This window comes from Spongorhabdus nitratireducens (assembly GCA_947387575.1).
Classification (GTDB): Bacteria; Pseudomonadota; Gammaproteobacteria; order Pseudomonadales; family Endozoicomonadaceae; genus CANDOC01.
Map to the genome: position 1 here is coordinate 16,284 of CANDOC010000004.1, position 16,623 is coordinate 32,906.

The window sequence follows — 16,623 nt, forward strand, 5'->3', positions numbered from 1 at the left end:
TGGGGACCGGAAAAATGAGCATATCAATGAGTGTCCGAGGAGCCTGAAGGCAAAGGCAAGTCGTCAAAGACCAGCAGAAAAGCCTTGGAGTTATTCTGTAGAGTGAATCTCACCAATAGATGAAAATCTCCTCGATAGCGACCAAGGGCTTCGATACTCAAGTTAATATCTTTGCCTGCATAGATTAGTTTCAACGTGACTGCTGGAACCGGTTCTGCTTCAAAAATGGCGTCTTCCATTTGTAACACTTCATCCAGCTGTACTGTCGGGTCCATGGGTACTGTCAGAATGAAAAGTGCTGCCGGAATCAGGCGGTTCTCTATAAAGGCCACTGGTAGTTCAGTATTCCGACTCAAGACTGTGAACAGATGTTCCAGGAAATCATATGGCAGATGACTCTGGTCATCCTCTTCTCGGGATCCGAAAAAAAGTGATTCATCTGTTGAACTGGCTTCAGACGGGGCTTTTTTATTCAATGAGGCAGCACTGGATTTCCAGAAAATATCTGCATTCCCGGCGCCACCTTCTGCTTGAGAAAGTTGAATAGTAGCGACCGCCTCGGGGGCTGTAGATGTACACTTAAAAACCCGGAAATACACTGGCAACGGACCAAAAGGTGTTGCAACCGTTTCAAATGATGCCCTGGCCGGTGTGAGGGTCTGGCATATCAGTAAAATGAAAGTTAGAAAGAGCCGGTACATGTGTTCATATCGCTCTTGAGCTTCTTTATGTATACAGTACCGGTTACTCCGGCTACTCAGGGGTGGGCTCTATTGTTTATTTGGAATACGGAACGCTTTGCCCAGCTTGTGAGATTGCAAGTGTAGCTGTTTTCTTTCATTTCAGTCGGATAACTTATCCTTAAATTCACACAGGTCTTCAATGATGCAGCTACCGCACTGAGGTTTTCGCGCCTTGCAAGTATAGCGCCCGTGGAGGATTAGCCAGTGGTGAGCATCCAGCAGAAACTCTTTCGGTACCAGCCTTACCAGCCGCTTCTCGACCGCAAGTACATTTTTACCTGGTGCAATCCCTGTGCGATTGGAGACTCTGAAAATATGGGTGTCCACGGCCATTGCTGGCTGCCGGAATGCTGTATTCAGTACAACATTTGCAGTTTTGCGACCTACACCGGGAAGAGCTTCCAGCGCTTCTCTGGTATCAGGAACCTGAGAGTTGTGTTGTTCAACTAGGGCTTTACAGGTTTTGATAACATTTTCGGCCTTGCTGTTAAACAGGCCTATGGTGCGGATATATTGCTTCAACCCCTCGACACCGAGGGCATAAATATCTTCTGGCGTATTGGCGACCGGGTATAGCTTGGCTGTAGCCTTATTAACACCAACGTCAGTAGCCTGTGCTGAAAGAATGACCGCAATCAGCAGTTCAAAAGGACTGGAATAGTTCAGCTCGGTTTTGGGCTCGGGATTCTGCTCGCGCAGACGGCTGAAAATAGCGTGGCGTTTTTCCCGGTTCATATTAAATCTGATCTGCTAATACTCATGGTGGGGGCAGTTTAGCATGGGCGTACATAATAACTAGTGCAATAACCTGCTGAATTGAATTTGCTGACAACTTATACGTTGTTGGAAACGTACCTTGTTTAATAAATACAACATTTATATTGAATTGTGATTTCGAAATTTGGCTGAATAAGTTTTTTTGAAATTTTTCTTTCTATTAAATATCAGTTTTGCTGTTAATTTGTATGAACCTAGCTAAATGAGTGCTGTCATAGTTTTATCTGCTGAGAGAGGATTTCAGTATGAAAAAAATACTATCCAAAACAGGTTTTTTGTTATTTTTATTTGTTTCTTTTTTCGGATTATCTTCTTCTAGTCTGTTAGCCCACTCAATGAGTGAATATGATTATATCTGTGTTATACCTGTAAGCCCCGTTCAGTGTTATTTTGGTATAGCTATTGTTTTTGATTTTGCTGAAGATGACGAAGTGTCATTTTCAGTTGAGAAAAATCCCAGGATAAAAACCAAGTCTTCATCTAATTGTCTTTTTTTTGATCCTGATTTACAACTTTTTTCTATTGGAAGTAGGGTTCGGCGTGAAGCTATCTTTTTTTTGGTTTCTACTGTAACGGGTTCAAAAAAAATTGCAGTTGTTTTTGTTAATAAAAGCCGGGACAGTATTTTGCAAAATGATTATTTATATCAAGTTAGTGACTGCTGGTACGGTAATAGCGATAATGACTTTGTGCCAGTTTATACTGCCATGGGTGCAGGTTATCTTTCTAGCTCCATCTCCAGACTTCGAGATGCGGTTGATCGAAGAATATCGCAGGCAATGATTGATGCACTTAACTATTTCAGTGAAGTTTACACTTTGAAACTGGCAAATAGGAGCAGGCCGCATTTTACAGTTCTAACTGGGGGTTTTTCTTTTCGTTGTAACCACTTCGGATGGGGCTGGCAGCTTCAACGAGGTATGGACGAGTATGATTTTTTTGTTTCTGTGCTTTCCGAGGAGGATATCAAGTATGCTCTGGATAGAAAAAGAAATGAATATGAAAATGTAGAGTTTGAATCAAGCCATGAAGAAGAAAAGGATAGACCTTTTTCCGGAGATTATGATTTGCTTAAGGAGGTGACCCGCTGGAATTCTAAGTCACCAAAGCGACGTAGAAGTGTTGATCATAGAGGGTTAAAGTTGAATCGGAGTTATATTGAAACAGTTTGTAGTAAACCGTGAGCTACTATTTACTTCGATTCTTAATTAAAGTGACTGATATGCTGAAGAAAAATGTTAGCAGAATGTAAGATATAACAATCGCGCTGGTAAAATGTCCATTAAATTCTTTTATATTGTAAATATATACCTGTACAGTTTCATAGGATAAACCGGCTAATATTGATGCGAATACAAACTCACCCAGTAAGAATGAAAAAGAGATGAGAATACCTGTTGTAAGACCTGTTCGAATATTTGGTAGAGTTATAAGAAGAAAGCTTGTTTTTGAACGAGCACCAAGAAGTTGTGCTGCTTCCAACATGTCTTTCAAATTGAGTGCTTTTAGATTGTTACTAATCGTCTGATATATGAAAGGGTAAATTAAAATACACCAAGCACCGATGAGTATCCATGGCGTTCCGGTTAATATCAATACACCCGAAGAATAAACTTGTAATAACCCTACTGCAATCACAACAGGAGGTAGGGCAAAGGGGAGGATTGATAGCATATTCATCAATTTTTTTAATTTTGGTGCTTTTATCTCGGCAATGACAGCAACGGGTACTGTAACTACACAACATACGATTGTAGCGCCAAGCGCAAAGATACAGGATCTTAGCAGGCTATGAAGAAAGCGTGAGTTAGTAGCAAGTTCAACATACCATTGATAACTCCAGTCTGAAGGCAAAGGCGTCAGAGCCCAGTATGTTGAAAGGGAGAAGATCAATGTAGCGAACAGGGGAGAAAATAAAATGGTAGTGAATATGAAGATCACTAACCAGTGACGACTATTTGCCATCATCATTTCTATTCAGATAAGTATGTTTAAGAAGAAATTCGTGAGCCAGCAAGGCGATTGTCAGCAAGACAACAAGTAATACTGACAGTGCACTGGCCAGATTGGGATTCAATTGAATATCACCTGCCACCAGAGTAGCGATACGAATGACCAGCAGGTTGTAATTCCCACCAGTCAAAGCATAGGCCGTCGCATAGGCTCCCATAGCATTTGCAAATAAAATAAGAAAACTACCCAATAGTGCCGGCATCAGTACAGGAATACCGATATGTATCCAGAAATGAAACCGGCCAGCACCCAGTAACTCCGATGCTTCCTGCCACTCAGTCCTGATGGTATCCAGAGCAGGGTAGAGTAGGAGCAGTCCAAGGGGAACCTGAAAATAGGTGTAGATCAGTATCAAGCCCCACTTGCTGTAAAGATTGAAATCCGGCTCCAGTCCCAGCTGTCTCAGAATGATAATCAACATGCCGTTGAAACCAAGGAGAATGGTAAAAGCAAAAGCGAGGGGGACACCGCTGTAGTTGGTTGTCATATTGGCGAAGCACAGCACCCAGTCTCGGGTTCTGCCTCCTATTGCCTGCAGGGCACGGGCACACCCAAAGGCAAGCAATATACCCAATAAACTGGACCAGCCTGTGATTACGAGGCTGCGATAAATACTGTCCAGATAAAGCGGGCCGGTGAATATAGTCTGGTAGTGCTGGAGGGTTAAGTTACCGTCCAGAGTGACACTGTTATACAGCACGATCCCCGCCGGTAACCCTAGAAAAAGCAGAAACAGGGTCAACAGGGGAAGTACTGTAATAACAGTCAGCCAGTGTTTGTGCATATTCAGGCTAGAATATCCCTGTTTTCAGGTTTTCCGTGCTGAGTAATTCCCAGCAGGGTACACATAACGCCACATAAATCGAGCTGTGAGATAGCAGGCTCGGCATCCAGTTGGAAAGCTGAGCCAGCGATATAGAGAGGAATTTCTCTCTCTTCCGAGGTGACCCCGCCATGGGTGCAATCTGAGTTCATGCCATGGTCACTGGTGACAATAATTTGATAGTCCTGCTGTAACCAGATTGGCAGATACTCGGATAGCAGGTTATCTGCTTCACGTGCTGCGTGACGATACTCAACACTGTTACAGCCGTGGTGATGGCCGGCATCATCAATATTCATCGAGTGAACCAGTAAAAAGTCTGGGTCGTACTGCTGGCGCAAAAATTCTGCATCAGAGAACAGATGGCTATCCGGGTATGTGTCCGCATAGTAGAAAATACCCTGCTGGACGGGTTTGCCCGGGGTAACTGAATATCGATGACGAATCTTGTCAAAAGGGGACTCGTTATAGAGCTCGCTGATCCAGTAATAGGCCGCAGCAGCTGTTTTCAGGCCTGCCTTGGAGGCAAGGGAAAAGATACTTTGCTGGTTGGACTTTCTGATTACCTGATTGTGGGTAATACCACTGTCCAGAGGATGTGTTCCGGTTAGCAGGGTTTCATAGAGAGGGCGTGAAAGACCGGGTAGTTCACATTCAATACGATACATCCGTCCTTTTTTTCGCTCCACAAGCGCCTGCATAAAGCCCATACAGTCATGGGCAACCTGATAGCCAAGGCCATCCAGTACAACAAGAATTACCTTATGCATATTGCTGTTCTTTTTTCCGGGCTATAAACGAATGGGTGCTTTGAAAAGTTGGTCGTGACCATGCTATGGCATACTGACTGCAACCCGTGTCTGCCATTGCCGCTGGAGCTGAAGGGAACTTTTTATCCAGCCCTCTCGATTTTGTATGGTTCGGGCGTTTATGTATTGCGCCTCCGGCAATAGTTTGTCCCGTACATTGTCTGGCAGGACAACACTTTTACGTATCGGGCGGGCATATCCGCGTGCCAGGTTAATTTGACCGGCATCGCTGAGAATGTATTCACGCGCCAGAGCTGCCGCATGGGGATGAGGCGCATAGCGGTTAATGATGGTTGTATAACCTTCGGTCACTGTACCATCCAGAGGAATTTGCACAGTAAAATGTTCCTTTCCGATCATTGCTCGATAATGTAAAGCGAGAAAATCCCAGATTAATCCAACTTCCACCTCTCCCCGCTCCAGATTGGTTATGGAGTTGCATTCAATAAAGTTCAGCCGTCCCTGACGTGCAAGTCTGGTGAATAAATTTAACGCTGGATCAAGGTTAGACTCATCGCCACCCAGAGCATACGCAGCCGAGAGAACAGCAAGACTGGGTTGTGCTCCGCTACCTACATTTCCAATAGCGACCCGGTACCGACCATTGGCAATATCACTCCAGCTACGTGGAGGGTCAGGCACCAGATGGTTATTTATGATGAAAGCAATGGTGCCTGTATAAGCGATAACCCAGAAGCCATCCTCATCTCTTGCCCAGCCGGGAATGTCATCCCAGGTTGTGGTGCGGTACGGCATACAGACGCCAAGTCGCAGCGCGTTTGGAATGAAAGCCATACCTATATCGGTAATATCCGCGCTGGCGTTGGCTTTATCTGCATTGAAGCAGGCGATGGCCTGAGCGCTGTTCATGGAGGTGTCCCTGTGCCTGATATCGTAGAGGTGATACAGGTCATCCCAGGTTTGTTTCCAGTTAGCCCAGGTGTCAGGCATGGTCAGGCTGCAAGCCATCCCCTCTGAGGATGCGTGTTCAATCAACTCGTCGAGTGGCATTGATTGAATGGAGCTTGCCAGGAGCTGTGGAGAGTTTGAAAACAGAATAAGCAACAAAAAAATAAAATGTAATTTCATTGTACGAAACTACACCCGCATATCATCGTGAAGCTCGTGTGTGCTTTCATGAATGTTTGCAACTCTCCCGTGACTATTGACAACAAGGAATGAAGCTCCAGCGTGAACCAGTCACTTCACTACCATGAACTGTTTCTGTAGTTTGAACTGGAGGCGCTGGTTGGAGAGTTGGTTGTATTTTTACTGTTCCTGGTGGAGGAGAAGGAGGAGGCGTAGGCTCTGATACAGGTAAGACAGCGGGAGTGTCGTTTTGTTGATGACCTGAAACGGCCACTTGTTCCGAGCTTGCTCCTGTGCTTTCAATATATTGTTGTGGGGTTGTCATCAAAGTTGCAGAAAGAAAAGGTATGTCACTTGAACTTCCAGAAAGTGAATAGGATATATCACGTCGAGTATCGTCTTTCAGGTGCTGGAGCTTGAACTCTGCTGAATAAGGATGATTTGGAGTGCCTGTATTTTTGATGAGTTTGATTAATATTGTTGTTTCGAAGCCTCTACTCTGAGTTATAGCTGCCCCGGTTATACAGGGGCCTACAATTTTTATCTGGGTTTGTGATTCAAGCAAGCAAACTTCCAAATGAGACTGGCTGATGAATTCTGAACGAGCTTCTTTACTCAGCCTTTTTGTTTGCTGAGAACTTAACTGTGGCTCCTGATAAAACAACAGGGTATAGGCAATAGTGAGCAATGGAGGAAATTCTGCAGCGTCAGCTCCTGCCGGCAACAAGGTTCCAACTGTTACGGTAGGAAGCATAACGAAGTCGAAACCAATCTTTTTAGGGGAGGGGACTTTCACTTCAGTGCCAGTTAAAACCTTTTGCACCGAAGATGTTATAGATGTTGCTTCTGGCGGGTTGGCTCCAGCTGCGAAGGAAAACTTGACCTTGACTTTTTGATTACCTGAGTCAGTAAGAGTCAGCCATTGTTCTATCCGAAGCATGTCAGTGTTAAGTGTTGCATGTGCCAAGCCGATGCAGAAAAAAAGCGCAGAAGCTGCCAGTAACCACTGCATGACCGATTGGATATTCAAACGACGATAAGTAATACAGGACATTTCTTATTCTCCTGTGTCGTAATGAATGCTTCCGATTTTATGGAGGACAATTATTGTTCAGGCGATATCTAGACTAGCAGCTACTCAAGGCAGCGTATGTGCTTCACACTGGAATTATGCTATTTCCTGCCGGCGCTTTCTTTCTTCCCTTGGCGTCAGCCCAAAATGATTCCGATAAGCGGTACTGAAATGCGATGCGCTGGTAAAACCACAGCTCAAACCTACCTGCAGTACCGGTTGCTCTGTCATACGCAGCAAGCGGCGGGCTTTTTCCATTCGGAGTTGTAAATAGTAACGGGATGGCAATGTCTGCAGATGCTTTTTAAACAGCCGCTCAAGATGGCGCCGTGAAAGTCCAACATGAAACGCAATATCATCAGTGGTCAGCAATTCTTCCAGATTGGTTTCCATCAAAGTCACCGCTTCAACCAGCTTGGGCTGTGCTGATCCGATACGGTGGCGTAGCGGGGTTTGGTAGGCGTCGTCCGTAGTCCGCAGCCGCTCGCATACAAACTGCTCGGAAATACTGGCAGATAACTCCATTCCATGGTGTTTGCCGATTACAAATAACATCATATCGGTCGCCGCAGTACCGCCACTGCAGGTATATCGGTTGCCGTCTATTTCATATAAACCATCGGTTAGCTGAATCAGCGGGAATTCATTCTTAAGAGCATCGTTGCTCCACCAGTGAACAGTGGCCTTGTATCCATCGAGTAGACCGGCGCAGGCCAGTACATAGGAACCGGTACCGATGCCGCCAATACTCATAGTGGCTTCATCACGGTTCAGGGTGTTGAACGCGCGTAACCAGGCGATGGCTTGATCATTGATGGTAGGCGCAACCGGACTGGCTCCTACAACAAAAACCACGTCCAGAGTGTCCGTAATATTGTGCCCTTGATCGCATCGTGCTGTCAGAGAGTAATCTGGCATGACCCGAACCCCTGCTGAGCAGGTAACAGGTTGTCCGTCCGTGGTAAGGGTCAGAATTTCATACAGATCTTCATTGCGAATCCAGTTAGCCATTCGCAGCGGTTCGGCTGCCGAGGCAAACGCCGTCATGGAAAAATTGCCAAGCAAAAGAAAGCCGCAACGCTTCGGCTGACGCTCGCCGTCAGCATCGCCAGTGATGTTGTTGCATGTTGCACAGGGGACTGAACCCCGAGGCAAGGTATCGGTGTTACAAGCGGTGGTCATGCTTCAGCAGTCTTATATCTAGAGGTATCGCACGGGGAGCATATGGCCGGTAGCTGCCTATGATAAGTGAAGCTGATCAAGAGGTACATGCTCAGCTTCATCAACGGCCGATTTATGAATCAGGCATTCTGCAGACTTCCTGATAAACTTAACGCACCCTCTCCTGTCAGTTTATATGACAAGGGTTCGGCTTTACCGAGTTTGCTCTCCGGAGGCTTCAAATATGCTGCTTTTCGCCGACTACAGGGAACGTTTCAAGTCCAGACAACAGGAAGAAATGAGTCTTCAGGAATATCTGGATCTCTGTCGTGAAGACAAGAGCGTATATGCCAATGCAGCAGAACGGCTACTGATGGCCATCGGGGAGCCTGAAGTGGTTGACACTTCAATGGACCCCCGGCTGAGCCGAATATTTTCCAATAAACTGATTCACCGTTATCCGGCATTTGATGAGTTCTACGGTATGGAAGAGCCGGTGGAACAGATCGTGTCTTATTTCCGCCATGCAGCGCAGGGACTGGAAGAAAAGAAACAGGTGCTTTATCTGCTAGGGCCTGTCGGGGGCGGCAAGTCCTCACTGGCCGAAAAGCTCAAGGAGTTGATAGAGGACATACCTTTCTATGCCATTAAAGGCTCGCCAGTCTTTGAGTCACCTTTGGGGCTGTTCGATCCGGCATCTGATGGTGGAACCCTGAAAGCCGAGTTTGGTATTCCAACCCGCTATCTACGTTATACCATGTCTCCCTGGGCGGTTAAGCGGCTGGAAGAGTACGACGGTGATGTAACAAAATTCCGGGTAGTTAAACTCCACCCCAGTCGGCTCAACCAGATTGCCATCTGCAAAACCGAACCCGGTGATGAAAACAATCAGGATATCTCCAGCCTGGTTGGCAAGGTCGATATTCGTCAGCTGGAAGAGTATTCCCAGGATGACCCTGATGCCTACAGTTACTCCGGTGCTTTGTGTCGGGCAAACCAGGGCATTATGGAGTTTGTTGAAATGTTCAAGGCACCGATCAAGGTGCTACACCCGTTACTGACGGCAACCCAGGAGGGTAATTACAATAGCACTGAGGGACTTGGCGGGCTGCCGTTTGAAGGCGTAATTCTGGCCCACTCAAATGAGTCAGAATGGCAGACATTCAAGAATAATCGCACCAATGAAGCGTTTATCGACCGGGTTAATATTATCAAGGTGCCTTATTGCACTCGGGTCAGTGAAGAAATCAAAATCTATGAGAAGCTGCTGCAACACAGTTCATTGCATCATGCTCCCTGTGCGCCGGATACGCTCAGTATCCTGGCTCAATTCATTGTGCTGTCCAGAATAATGACGCCGGAGAACTCGTCAATTTATTCAAAAATGCGAGTCTATGATGGCGAAAATCTGAAAGACACCGACCCCAATGCCAAGCCGCTGCAGGAATATAAGGATGTGGCCGGAGTGAATGAAGGTATGGAAGGGCTTTCAACCCGTTTTGCTTTCAAGATTCTGTCCAGAGTTTTCAACTTTGATCCAACTGAAGCCGCAGCCAACCCTGTACATCTGTTGTATGTGCTGGAACAGCAGATTGAGCAGCAGCAATTCCCGGAAGAAGTGGAAGAGCGTTATATCAGCTTTATCAAAGAGTATCTGACGCCTAAATACATTGAGTTTCTTGGCAAGGAAATTCAGACCGCCTATCTCGAGTCCTACTCCGAGTTTGGCCAGAATGTATTTGATCGCTATATCACCTACGCCGATCTGTGGATTCAGGATCAGGAGTATCGAGACCCGGATACCGGACAGATTCTGGATCGTGGCGAATTGAATGATGAGCTGGAGAAAACCGAAAAGCCGGCGGGCATTGCCAATCCGAAAGACTTCAGGAACGAGGTAGTCAATTTCGTATTGCGCGCCAGAGCCAGTCTGAAAGGCAAAAACCCCAGCTGGCTCAGCTATGAAAAAATGCGACTGGTGATTGAGAAAAAGATGTTCTCCAATACGGAAGATCTGTTGCCGGTTATCTCTTTCAATGCCAAAGCCTCGCAAGACGACCAGAAAAAACATGCCGACTTTGTCGATCGTATGGTTCAGCACGGCTATACCGAGAAGCAGGTAAGGCTGCTGTCCGAGTGGTATATCCGGGTGAGAAAATCTCAATAGCTTCTCATATCTGATCTGTCCTGAACCCAGCAGGAGGTTGGTATGAGCATTATCATTGATCGACGATTGAATGCCGGGAAAAAAAGCACGGTCAATCGCCAGCGATTTTTGCAGCGGCATCATAAAGTTATTCACAAAGCAGTGCAGGATGCACTGAGTCAGCGTTCTATTACCGATATAGACCGGGGCGATAATATCCGTATTCCCAGGAAAGACTTATCTGAACCGGTCTTTCATCATGGTAGTGGCGGTCGTTCCGAACAGGTGCATCCCGGTAACCGTCAGTTCCATGCCGGTGACCGGATCAAACGGCCACCCGGTGGTGGTGGGCAGGGAACAGGCGATGGAGATGCCAGCAATCAGGGCGAGGGTGAGGACCAGTTTGCTTTTGAAATCAGCCGGGATGAATTTCTCGATTATCTGTTTGATGAACTAGAGCTGCCAAACCTGGTTCGCAAGGAATTAAAAGATGCTACCGAGTTCCGGATGCATCGCGCCGGGTTTACTACCAAAGGTTCACCGGAGCGGTTGAATATAGTCCGCTCTCTCAGAGCCGCTCATGCCAGACGAATTGCCTTGTCAGGAAAAGAGCGGAAACAGATTCGTGAATTAAAACGACAATTGCGCGAACTTCAGGTCAATCCTGATTGCAATGATCCTGAGCGGGAAGAGGAGTTAAGGCTGGAAATACAGGCCTTGAACCGGCGACTCAGGCGAATGCCGTTTATCGACGAATTTGACTTGCGATATAACAGCTTTACCAAGCTGCCGCTTCCCAGCAGTAAAGCTGTGATGTTCTGTCTGATGGATGTTTCAGGCTCGATGACCCAGTCGATCAAGGAGATCGCCAAACGCTTCTTTTTGCTGTTGTATTTATTTCTGCAGCGAAACTATGAAGCTGTTGAGGTCGTCTTTATCCGACACCATACCGAAGCCCGCGAATGTAATGAGCAGGATTTTTTCTTTTCCCGGGAAACCGGAGGAACAGTGGTCTCCAGCGCCCTGAAATTGGCTAGCGAGATTATTGCCGAGCGCTTTCCTCCAGAAAAATGGAATATTTATATCGCCCAGGCATCAGATGGTGATAACTGGAGGGAAGATATCGATCGTTGTAGAGAGATTCTTTCAGATCAGTTGCTACCCCTGTGCCGTTATTTTGCCTATGTCGAGATTGCCGAAGCACCTCAGGCTTTATGGCATACCTACCAGCTTCTTGGTCAGGAAAATGAGCATTTTGCCAGTCAGAGAATCAGGTCGCAGCAGGATATTTATCCAGTGTTCCGCCGGCTGTTTGCCAAGCATCCGTCATCATTGGCAGCGTTGAGGGGATTCGGATATGGCTGAGCGTTGCCTTCTATCTACAGGTTCTGAATGGAGCTTTGAACTGCTGGAAACGTACGACAGGGAAATTGGTCGGCTGGCAGAGCAGTACCGCATTGATACCTATCCGAACCAGATAGAGATCATCAATTCGGAGCAGATGATCGATGCCTATGCTGCTGTTGGCATGCCCCTGATGTACAACCACTGGAGCTTTGGTAAACAGTTCCTTAGCAATATGAAACGCTATCGGCGGGGGCAGATGGGGCTGGCCTATGAGCTGGTAATCAATTCCAACCCCTGTATTGCCTATTTGATGGAAGAGAACACAATGCCAATGCAGGCATTGGTTATCGCTCACGCCTGCTATGGCCACAACTCTTTCTTCAAGGGCAATTATCTGTTCAAACAGTGGACCAATGCCGACTCCATTGTCGATTACCTGCTGTTTGCCAAGCATTACATTGCCCAGTGTGAAGAAAAGTATGGCGTGGAGCAGGTAGAAACCTTGCTGGATGCCTGCCATGCACTGATGAATCAGGGCGTTAACCGGTATGAACGACAGGCACATCTTTCTCCTGAAGAAGAGCGGCATCAGGCCCGGGAGCGTGAGGAATATATCCAGCGCAACCTGAATGACCTATGGCGTACGATTCCGGTCAAGGAAGAAAAAACGCAGGTGAAAAGCGAGCGTTTTCCCAAGTCGCCGGAAGAAAATATTCTCTACTTTATTGAGAAAAATGCACCTTTGCTGAAAACCTGGCAGCGGGAAATCATCAGGATCGTCAGAAAAATAGCCCAGTACTTTTATCCCCAGCGCCAGACCCAGGTTATGAATGAAGGCTGGGCCAGCTTCTGGCATTACACGTTAGTGCATAGCCTGTATGACGAAGGACTGGTAAATGAAGGCTTTATGCTGGAAGTCCTTCACTCGCATACCAATGTCGTTTTTCAGCCAGCTTTTGATGATCAGCGCTATTCCGGCATCAACCCCTATGCTCTTGGCTTTAATATTTATAGTGATATTCGCCGGATCTGTGAGAATCCAACGCCGGAAGACCGGCAGTGGTTTCCGGATATTGCGGGCAGTGACTGGCTGGATACACTTCACTTTGCCATGCAGAACTTCAAGGATGAAAGCTTTATCCTGCAGTTTCTGTCTCCCAAAGTGATGCGGGATATGCGGCTGTTTGGTATCGATGATAATGATGCCCATCAGTATCTTGAGATCAGCGCCATTCATGATGAAGAAGGGTATCGATCGCTCAGGCAGTCATTATCTGCGCAATATAATCTGGGTAACCGTGAACCTAATATTCAGGTGCTGGACGTAGATGTCACCGGAGATCGCTCAATGATTCTGGTGCATGAAATGCATCAGGGACGGCCACTGGATGCTGCCAGCACGCAAGAGATTCTGAAACATGTTTACTATCTGTGGGGCTTTGATGTCAGCCTGCAGTCGGTTGATGAGTATGGGAAGGTTCAGCAGCGCTACTGGTTACCCGACAGTGAGCAGGGGTGAATAAAATACAGAAAAGTCATCATCAGTCAGGTGCTGATGATGACTTTGGTTTCAGGCGTTTTCAGAAGATGCTGTTGAAGCTGGCAACAGCACGGCAATGATGATGAATACAGCAGCAATGGCTCCTGCAACCCATAATGCAGGTAATGACGGCAGCATGACGGAATATTTTTCAACTCCGGTTGTGGCCAGCGTCGCTTTACCTCCAAGGTCGTCAAATAACCAGCTGTTCTGTATTGAACCGTAACTCAGGGTGAAAATACCTGCACCGACCAGCCCGCCTGTTATGAAAAACAAGGCATCTTTTCTTCCGGCGCCTGCGGCTACCAGACTGGTGCCTGGGCAAAAGCCAGCCATTGCCCAGCCCAGTCCCAAAATAGCACCACCGGCGATAACACCCATATAAGATGTTTTAATACTTAAATGATTGCCACTGATGATGCCTGCTGACAGCAAAGTAAACAGCAATAGGCTGCTTATACCAATACCCAGCAAAATAGCTTTCATCAGGTGCAGGTCTGTAAGCCGCAGCATGCCGATGATTTTGGCCGGGCTGGCGGCCCCGGCTTTTTGCAGCACGAAACCGAAAAGGAAGCCGACAATAATTGCGAGCATAATATTCATTTATGCGTTCCTCCGGTACATCAGCATCGCAACAGGGACGGCCACAGCAAAAGCCCCCATCGCAAAAAGATAGCCACTCAGTGACGTCTGCATCATGCCGCTCATCATATGTCCACTGGTACATCCTCCGGCCAGCCGGGCACCAAAAAGGACCAGTACACCACCGAAAAATACGGTGAGATAGCGCTTCGAGTCAGGCTTGTCACAGGTTACGGCAAGATTGTTGCTATCAGCTTCAGAGGCATTGGATTGCATGCGACTGGCGACAAAACCACCCAGTACCATCGCCAGCACAAAGACAAAACTGTAATTCAGCGGATTAGCGATATTGCTGGCATATTTACCTCCGCTTTTATTCAGGTAGGCATTGGGGCTGGCATAACCGGTTTTACTGGAATTATCCTCAACCACAACATCACTGAACAGGTTCCAGACAATGCCGTCAAATATGACAAACTGAGTGGAAACACCGATAGGTTTGACCAACAGTACAGCCAGCAAGAAAGTCAGCCCCAGGGCTAGACCACTGATCTTCCAGTTCCACTGTTGTTTATAAAGAAACTTCATAAACCCTCCTTCCTTGCCTTTGTGATGATATTTATAGGCAAAAGATATATGCGCTTATCATATATTAGATTTTCCTAATGTAAAGTATAGAAGAAATGTGAAACCCGAATTTACGTAGCGTTTTTCAGGGTTTGTCAGTTTGGGTTAGACGTGTGACCGTTTGGGTCATGGGATTGTACCGGGAGGTCAGTTAGGCTGGTGTCGCATAATAAAGCGGGACACAAATAAAAAGCTTCATCAGACGTCTTGCATCACAATCAGAAGCACAAGAATCACGATCCCGATAACGATAATAAAAAAGGTTGTATCTTATGCAGAATATTGCCGCCTTCCTGCAGCGTAATGCCAAGCTGTATCCTTCCAAAGCCGCTATTGTCTGCAATAACGACAGAATCAGTTACTCCGAACTGGATGCTGCTGCCAGTCAGGTAGCAGCTGGACTGATAGCTCGCGGGCTGCAGCCGGGAGATCGGGTTGCACTCAGTTGTCCTAACCTGCCTTTCTTTCCGGTTGTTTATTATGGCGTACTGAAAGCGGGCGGCATTGTGGTGCCGTTAAACGTCTTGCTGCGTCCGAGAGAGATCGAATACCACCTGCAGGACAGTGGCGCCAAATTCTTCTTCTGTTTTGAAGGCACGCCTGAGCTTCCCATGGGCAAACTGGGACAGGAAGCTTTTGAGCAGGTCGATAGCTGTGAAGAAATGTTTGTGATGGCAGCGCAAGACCAGAGCGCTATGGAGCTGGATGGTATTGCCACGCTGACAGCGTTGACTCAGGGACAGCCGGGTGAGTTTGACTATGTGCCCCGCAGCAATGACGATCTGGCCGTGCTGATTTACACCTCGGGAACCACCGGGTATCCCAAGGGTGCAATGCTGACCCATACCAATATTACAATGAACTGTATGCTGGCCATGACGCAGGTAAGCATCACTGCAGATGACAGGCTGCTGCTGACATTACCGCTGTTTCATGTGTTCGGACAGGTGGTGCAAATGGTTGCGGGTATCAGTGCCGGTTCATCCCTGATTATGGTGCCCCGTTTTGATCCGGAAACCGTGCTGTCGTTAATGGAAAAGGAAGAAGCTACCCAGTTCTGTGGTGTACCTACCATGTATATCGGACTGTTGAGTGTTAAGGATGCGGCAGAGCGGTTTGATCTGGAAAAAATCGCCAGCAATATGAAGATCTGCGTCAGCGGTGGCGCGGCAATGCCGGTTGAAGTCATGCGCCAGTTTGAAGAGAAATTCAATGCGCCGATTCTGGAAGGCTATGGCCTGTCGGAGACTTCACCTATTGCCGCCTTCAACAGCCTGCATCTGGAGCGTATTCCTGGCTCGGTGGGACAGCCGGTTATCGGTATTGATATTCGTATCGCTGATGAAAACGGTAATGAGGTTGCTGCAGGTGAAGAAGGTGAGATTCTGATCCGTGGCCATAACATTATGGCGGGCTATTTCAATAATCCTGAAAAAACTGCTGAAACCATCAAGGACAGCTGGTTCTATTCCGGCGATATTGGCCGCATGGACGAGAAAGGCAATCTGTATATTGTTGACCGGGTGAAGGACATGATTATTCGGGGCGGCTACAACGTTTACCCCCGCGAGCTGGAAGAAGTACTAATGGCCCATCCTCATGTAGCCAATGTGGCTGTAGTGGGCGTTCCTCATGATGTTCATGGCGAGGAAGTGATGGCCTGTGTTGTACCTCATGATGGTGTAGATGCCTGCCCCAATGAGATTACCGGTTGGGCTAAAGAGCGTATTGCAGCGCACAAATACCCAAGAGTGGTACAGATGTTCAATGAACTGCCTATGACCGCAACCGGCAAGATCCTGAAGCGGGAATTGAGGGAGTTACTGAAACAAGCCGACTGACTTATCAAATACTGATAAAGCGTTTTTAATGGAACTACAGCCTCACCGGGGGG

At 47.1% G+C, this 16,623-nt stretch carries 15 protein-coding genes; 5 read left to right on the forward strand and 10 right to left on the reverse strand.

Going from position 1 to position 16,623, the window contains the following annotated elements:
• Positions 1 to 23 precede the first annotated feature (23 nt).
• Both ACYZZ0_RS08570 and nth read right to left on the reverse strand, forming a co-directional pair.
• Positions 24 to 476 (reverse strand): hypothetical protein, encoded by a 453-nt coding sequence (locus ACYZZ0_RS08570; protein WP_461536197.1) that lies wholly within the window; start codon positions 474 to 476, stop codon positions 24 to 26.
• A 366-nt stretch (positions 477 to 842) separates the two neighbouring features.
• Positions 843 to 1,478, reverse strand: coding sequence for an endonuclease III (nth, locus tag ACYZZ0_RS08575; protein ID WP_461536198.1), 636 nt, complete (start codon positions 1,476 to 1,478; stop codon positions 843 to 845).
• A 287-nt stretch (positions 1,479 to 1,765) separates the two neighbouring features.
• Here nth and ACYZZ0_RS08580 point away from each other — a divergent pair, with 287 nt between their 5' ends.
• Positions 1,766 to 2,704: a hypothetical protein gene (locus ACYZZ0_RS08580; RefSeq protein WP_461536199.1), complete on the forward strand. Its 939-nt coding sequence runs from the start codon at positions 1,766 to 1,768 to the stop codon at positions 2,702 to 2,704.
• A gap of 4 nt (positions 2,705 to 2,708) precedes the next feature.
• On the opposite strand, the gene ACYZZ0_RS08585 is transcribed toward ACYZZ0_RS08580, so the two are convergent.
• From ACYZZ0_RS08585 to ACYZZ0_RS08610, 6 genes are all read right to left on the reverse strand, one after another.
• A complete protein-coding gene (locus ACYZZ0_RS08585; protein WP_461536200.1) occupies positions 2,709 to 3,491 on the reverse strand; it encodes an ABC transporter permease in 783 nt (260 codons plus the stop codon).
• Positions 3,475 to 4,317, reverse strand: a complete 843-nt coding sequence (locus ACYZZ0_RS08590) for an ABC transporter permease (RefSeq protein ID WP_461536201.1) — start codon at positions 4,315 to 4,317, stop codon at positions 3,475 to 3,477. Before ACYZZ0_RS08590 ends, ACYZZ0_RS08585 begins: the two co-directional genes overlap by 17 nt.
• 2 nt (positions 4,318 to 4,319) lie before the next feature.
• A complete protein-coding gene (locus tag ACYZZ0_RS08595; RefSeq protein ID WP_461536202.1) occupies positions 4,320 to 5,126 on the reverse strand; it encodes an alkaline phosphatase family protein in 807 nt (268 codons plus the stop codon).
• Between the two features lie 63 nt (positions 5,127 to 5,189).
• A complete protein-coding gene (locus tag ACYZZ0_RS08600) occupies positions 5,190 to 6,176 on the reverse strand; it encodes an ABC transporter substrate-binding protein (RefSeq protein ID WP_461536203.1) in 987 nt (328 codons plus the stop codon).
• Positions 6,177 to 6,327: 151 nt separating this feature from the next.
• Entirely contained in the window at positions 6,328 to 7,308 is a 981-nt protein-coding gene (locus tag ACYZZ0_RS08605; protein ID WP_461536204.1) for a hypothetical protein, read from the reverse strand.
• Positions 7,309 to 7,422: 114 nt separating this feature from the next.
• A complete protein-coding gene (locus tag ACYZZ0_RS08610) occupies positions 7,423 to 8,508 on the reverse strand; it encodes a GlxA family transcriptional regulator (protein WP_461536205.1) in 1,086 nt (361 codons plus the stop codon).
• A gap of 223 nt (positions 8,509 to 8,731) precedes the next feature.
• Here ACYZZ0_RS08610 and ACYZZ0_RS08615 point away from each other — a divergent pair, with 223 nt between their 5' ends.
• From ACYZZ0_RS08615 to ACYZZ0_RS08625, 3 genes are read left to right on the forward strand one after another with little or no spacing between them, the layout of a single operon-like run.
• Complete coding sequence (locus ACYZZ0_RS08615; protein ID WP_461536206.1) at positions 8,732 to 10,654, forward strand: PrkA family serine protein kinase; 1,923 nt, start codon at positions 8,732 to 8,734, stop codon at positions 10,652 to 10,654.
• 42 nt (positions 10,655 to 10,696) lie between these two features.
• Positions 10,697 to 11,998, forward strand: a complete 1,302-nt coding sequence (locus ACYZZ0_RS08620; RefSeq protein ID WP_461536207.1) for a YeaH/YhbH family protein — start codon at positions 10,697 to 10,699, stop codon at positions 11,996 to 11,998.
• Positions 11,991 to 13,499, forward strand: a complete 1,509-nt coding sequence (locus ACYZZ0_RS08625) for a SpoVR family protein (RefSeq protein ID WP_461536208.1) — start codon at positions 11,991 to 11,993, stop codon at positions 13,497 to 13,499. The genes ACYZZ0_RS08620 and ACYZZ0_RS08625 overlap by 8 nt, the downstream gene beginning before the upstream one ends.
• A gap of 51 nt (positions 13,500 to 13,550) precedes the next feature.
• Here the strand turns inward: ACYZZ0_RS08625 and ACYZZ0_RS08630 are convergent, their stop codons facing one another.
• Together ACYZZ0_RS08630 and ACYZZ0_RS08635 are read right to left on the reverse strand one after the other, a co-directional pair.
• Positions 13,551 to 14,123 (reverse strand): DUF6691 family protein, encoded by a 573-nt coding sequence (locus ACYZZ0_RS08630; RefSeq protein WP_461536209.1) that lies wholly within the window; start codon positions 14,121 to 14,123, stop codon positions 13,551 to 13,553.
• A complete protein-coding gene (locus ACYZZ0_RS08635) occupies positions 14,124 to 14,690 on the reverse strand; it encodes a YeeE/YedE thiosulfate transporter family protein (RefSeq protein WP_461536210.1) in 567 nt (188 codons plus the stop codon).
• A 311-nt stretch (positions 14,691 to 15,001) separates the two neighbouring features.
• Here ACYZZ0_RS08635 and ACYZZ0_RS08640 point away from each other — a divergent pair, with 311 nt between their 5' ends.
• On the forward strand, positions 15,002 to 16,570 hold the full coding sequence (locus ACYZZ0_RS08640) for a long-chain-fatty-acid--CoA ligase (protein WP_461536211.1): 1,569 nt from the start codon (positions 15,002 to 15,004) through the stop codon (positions 16,568 to 16,570).
• Positions 16,571 to 16,623 lie beyond the last annotated feature (53 nt).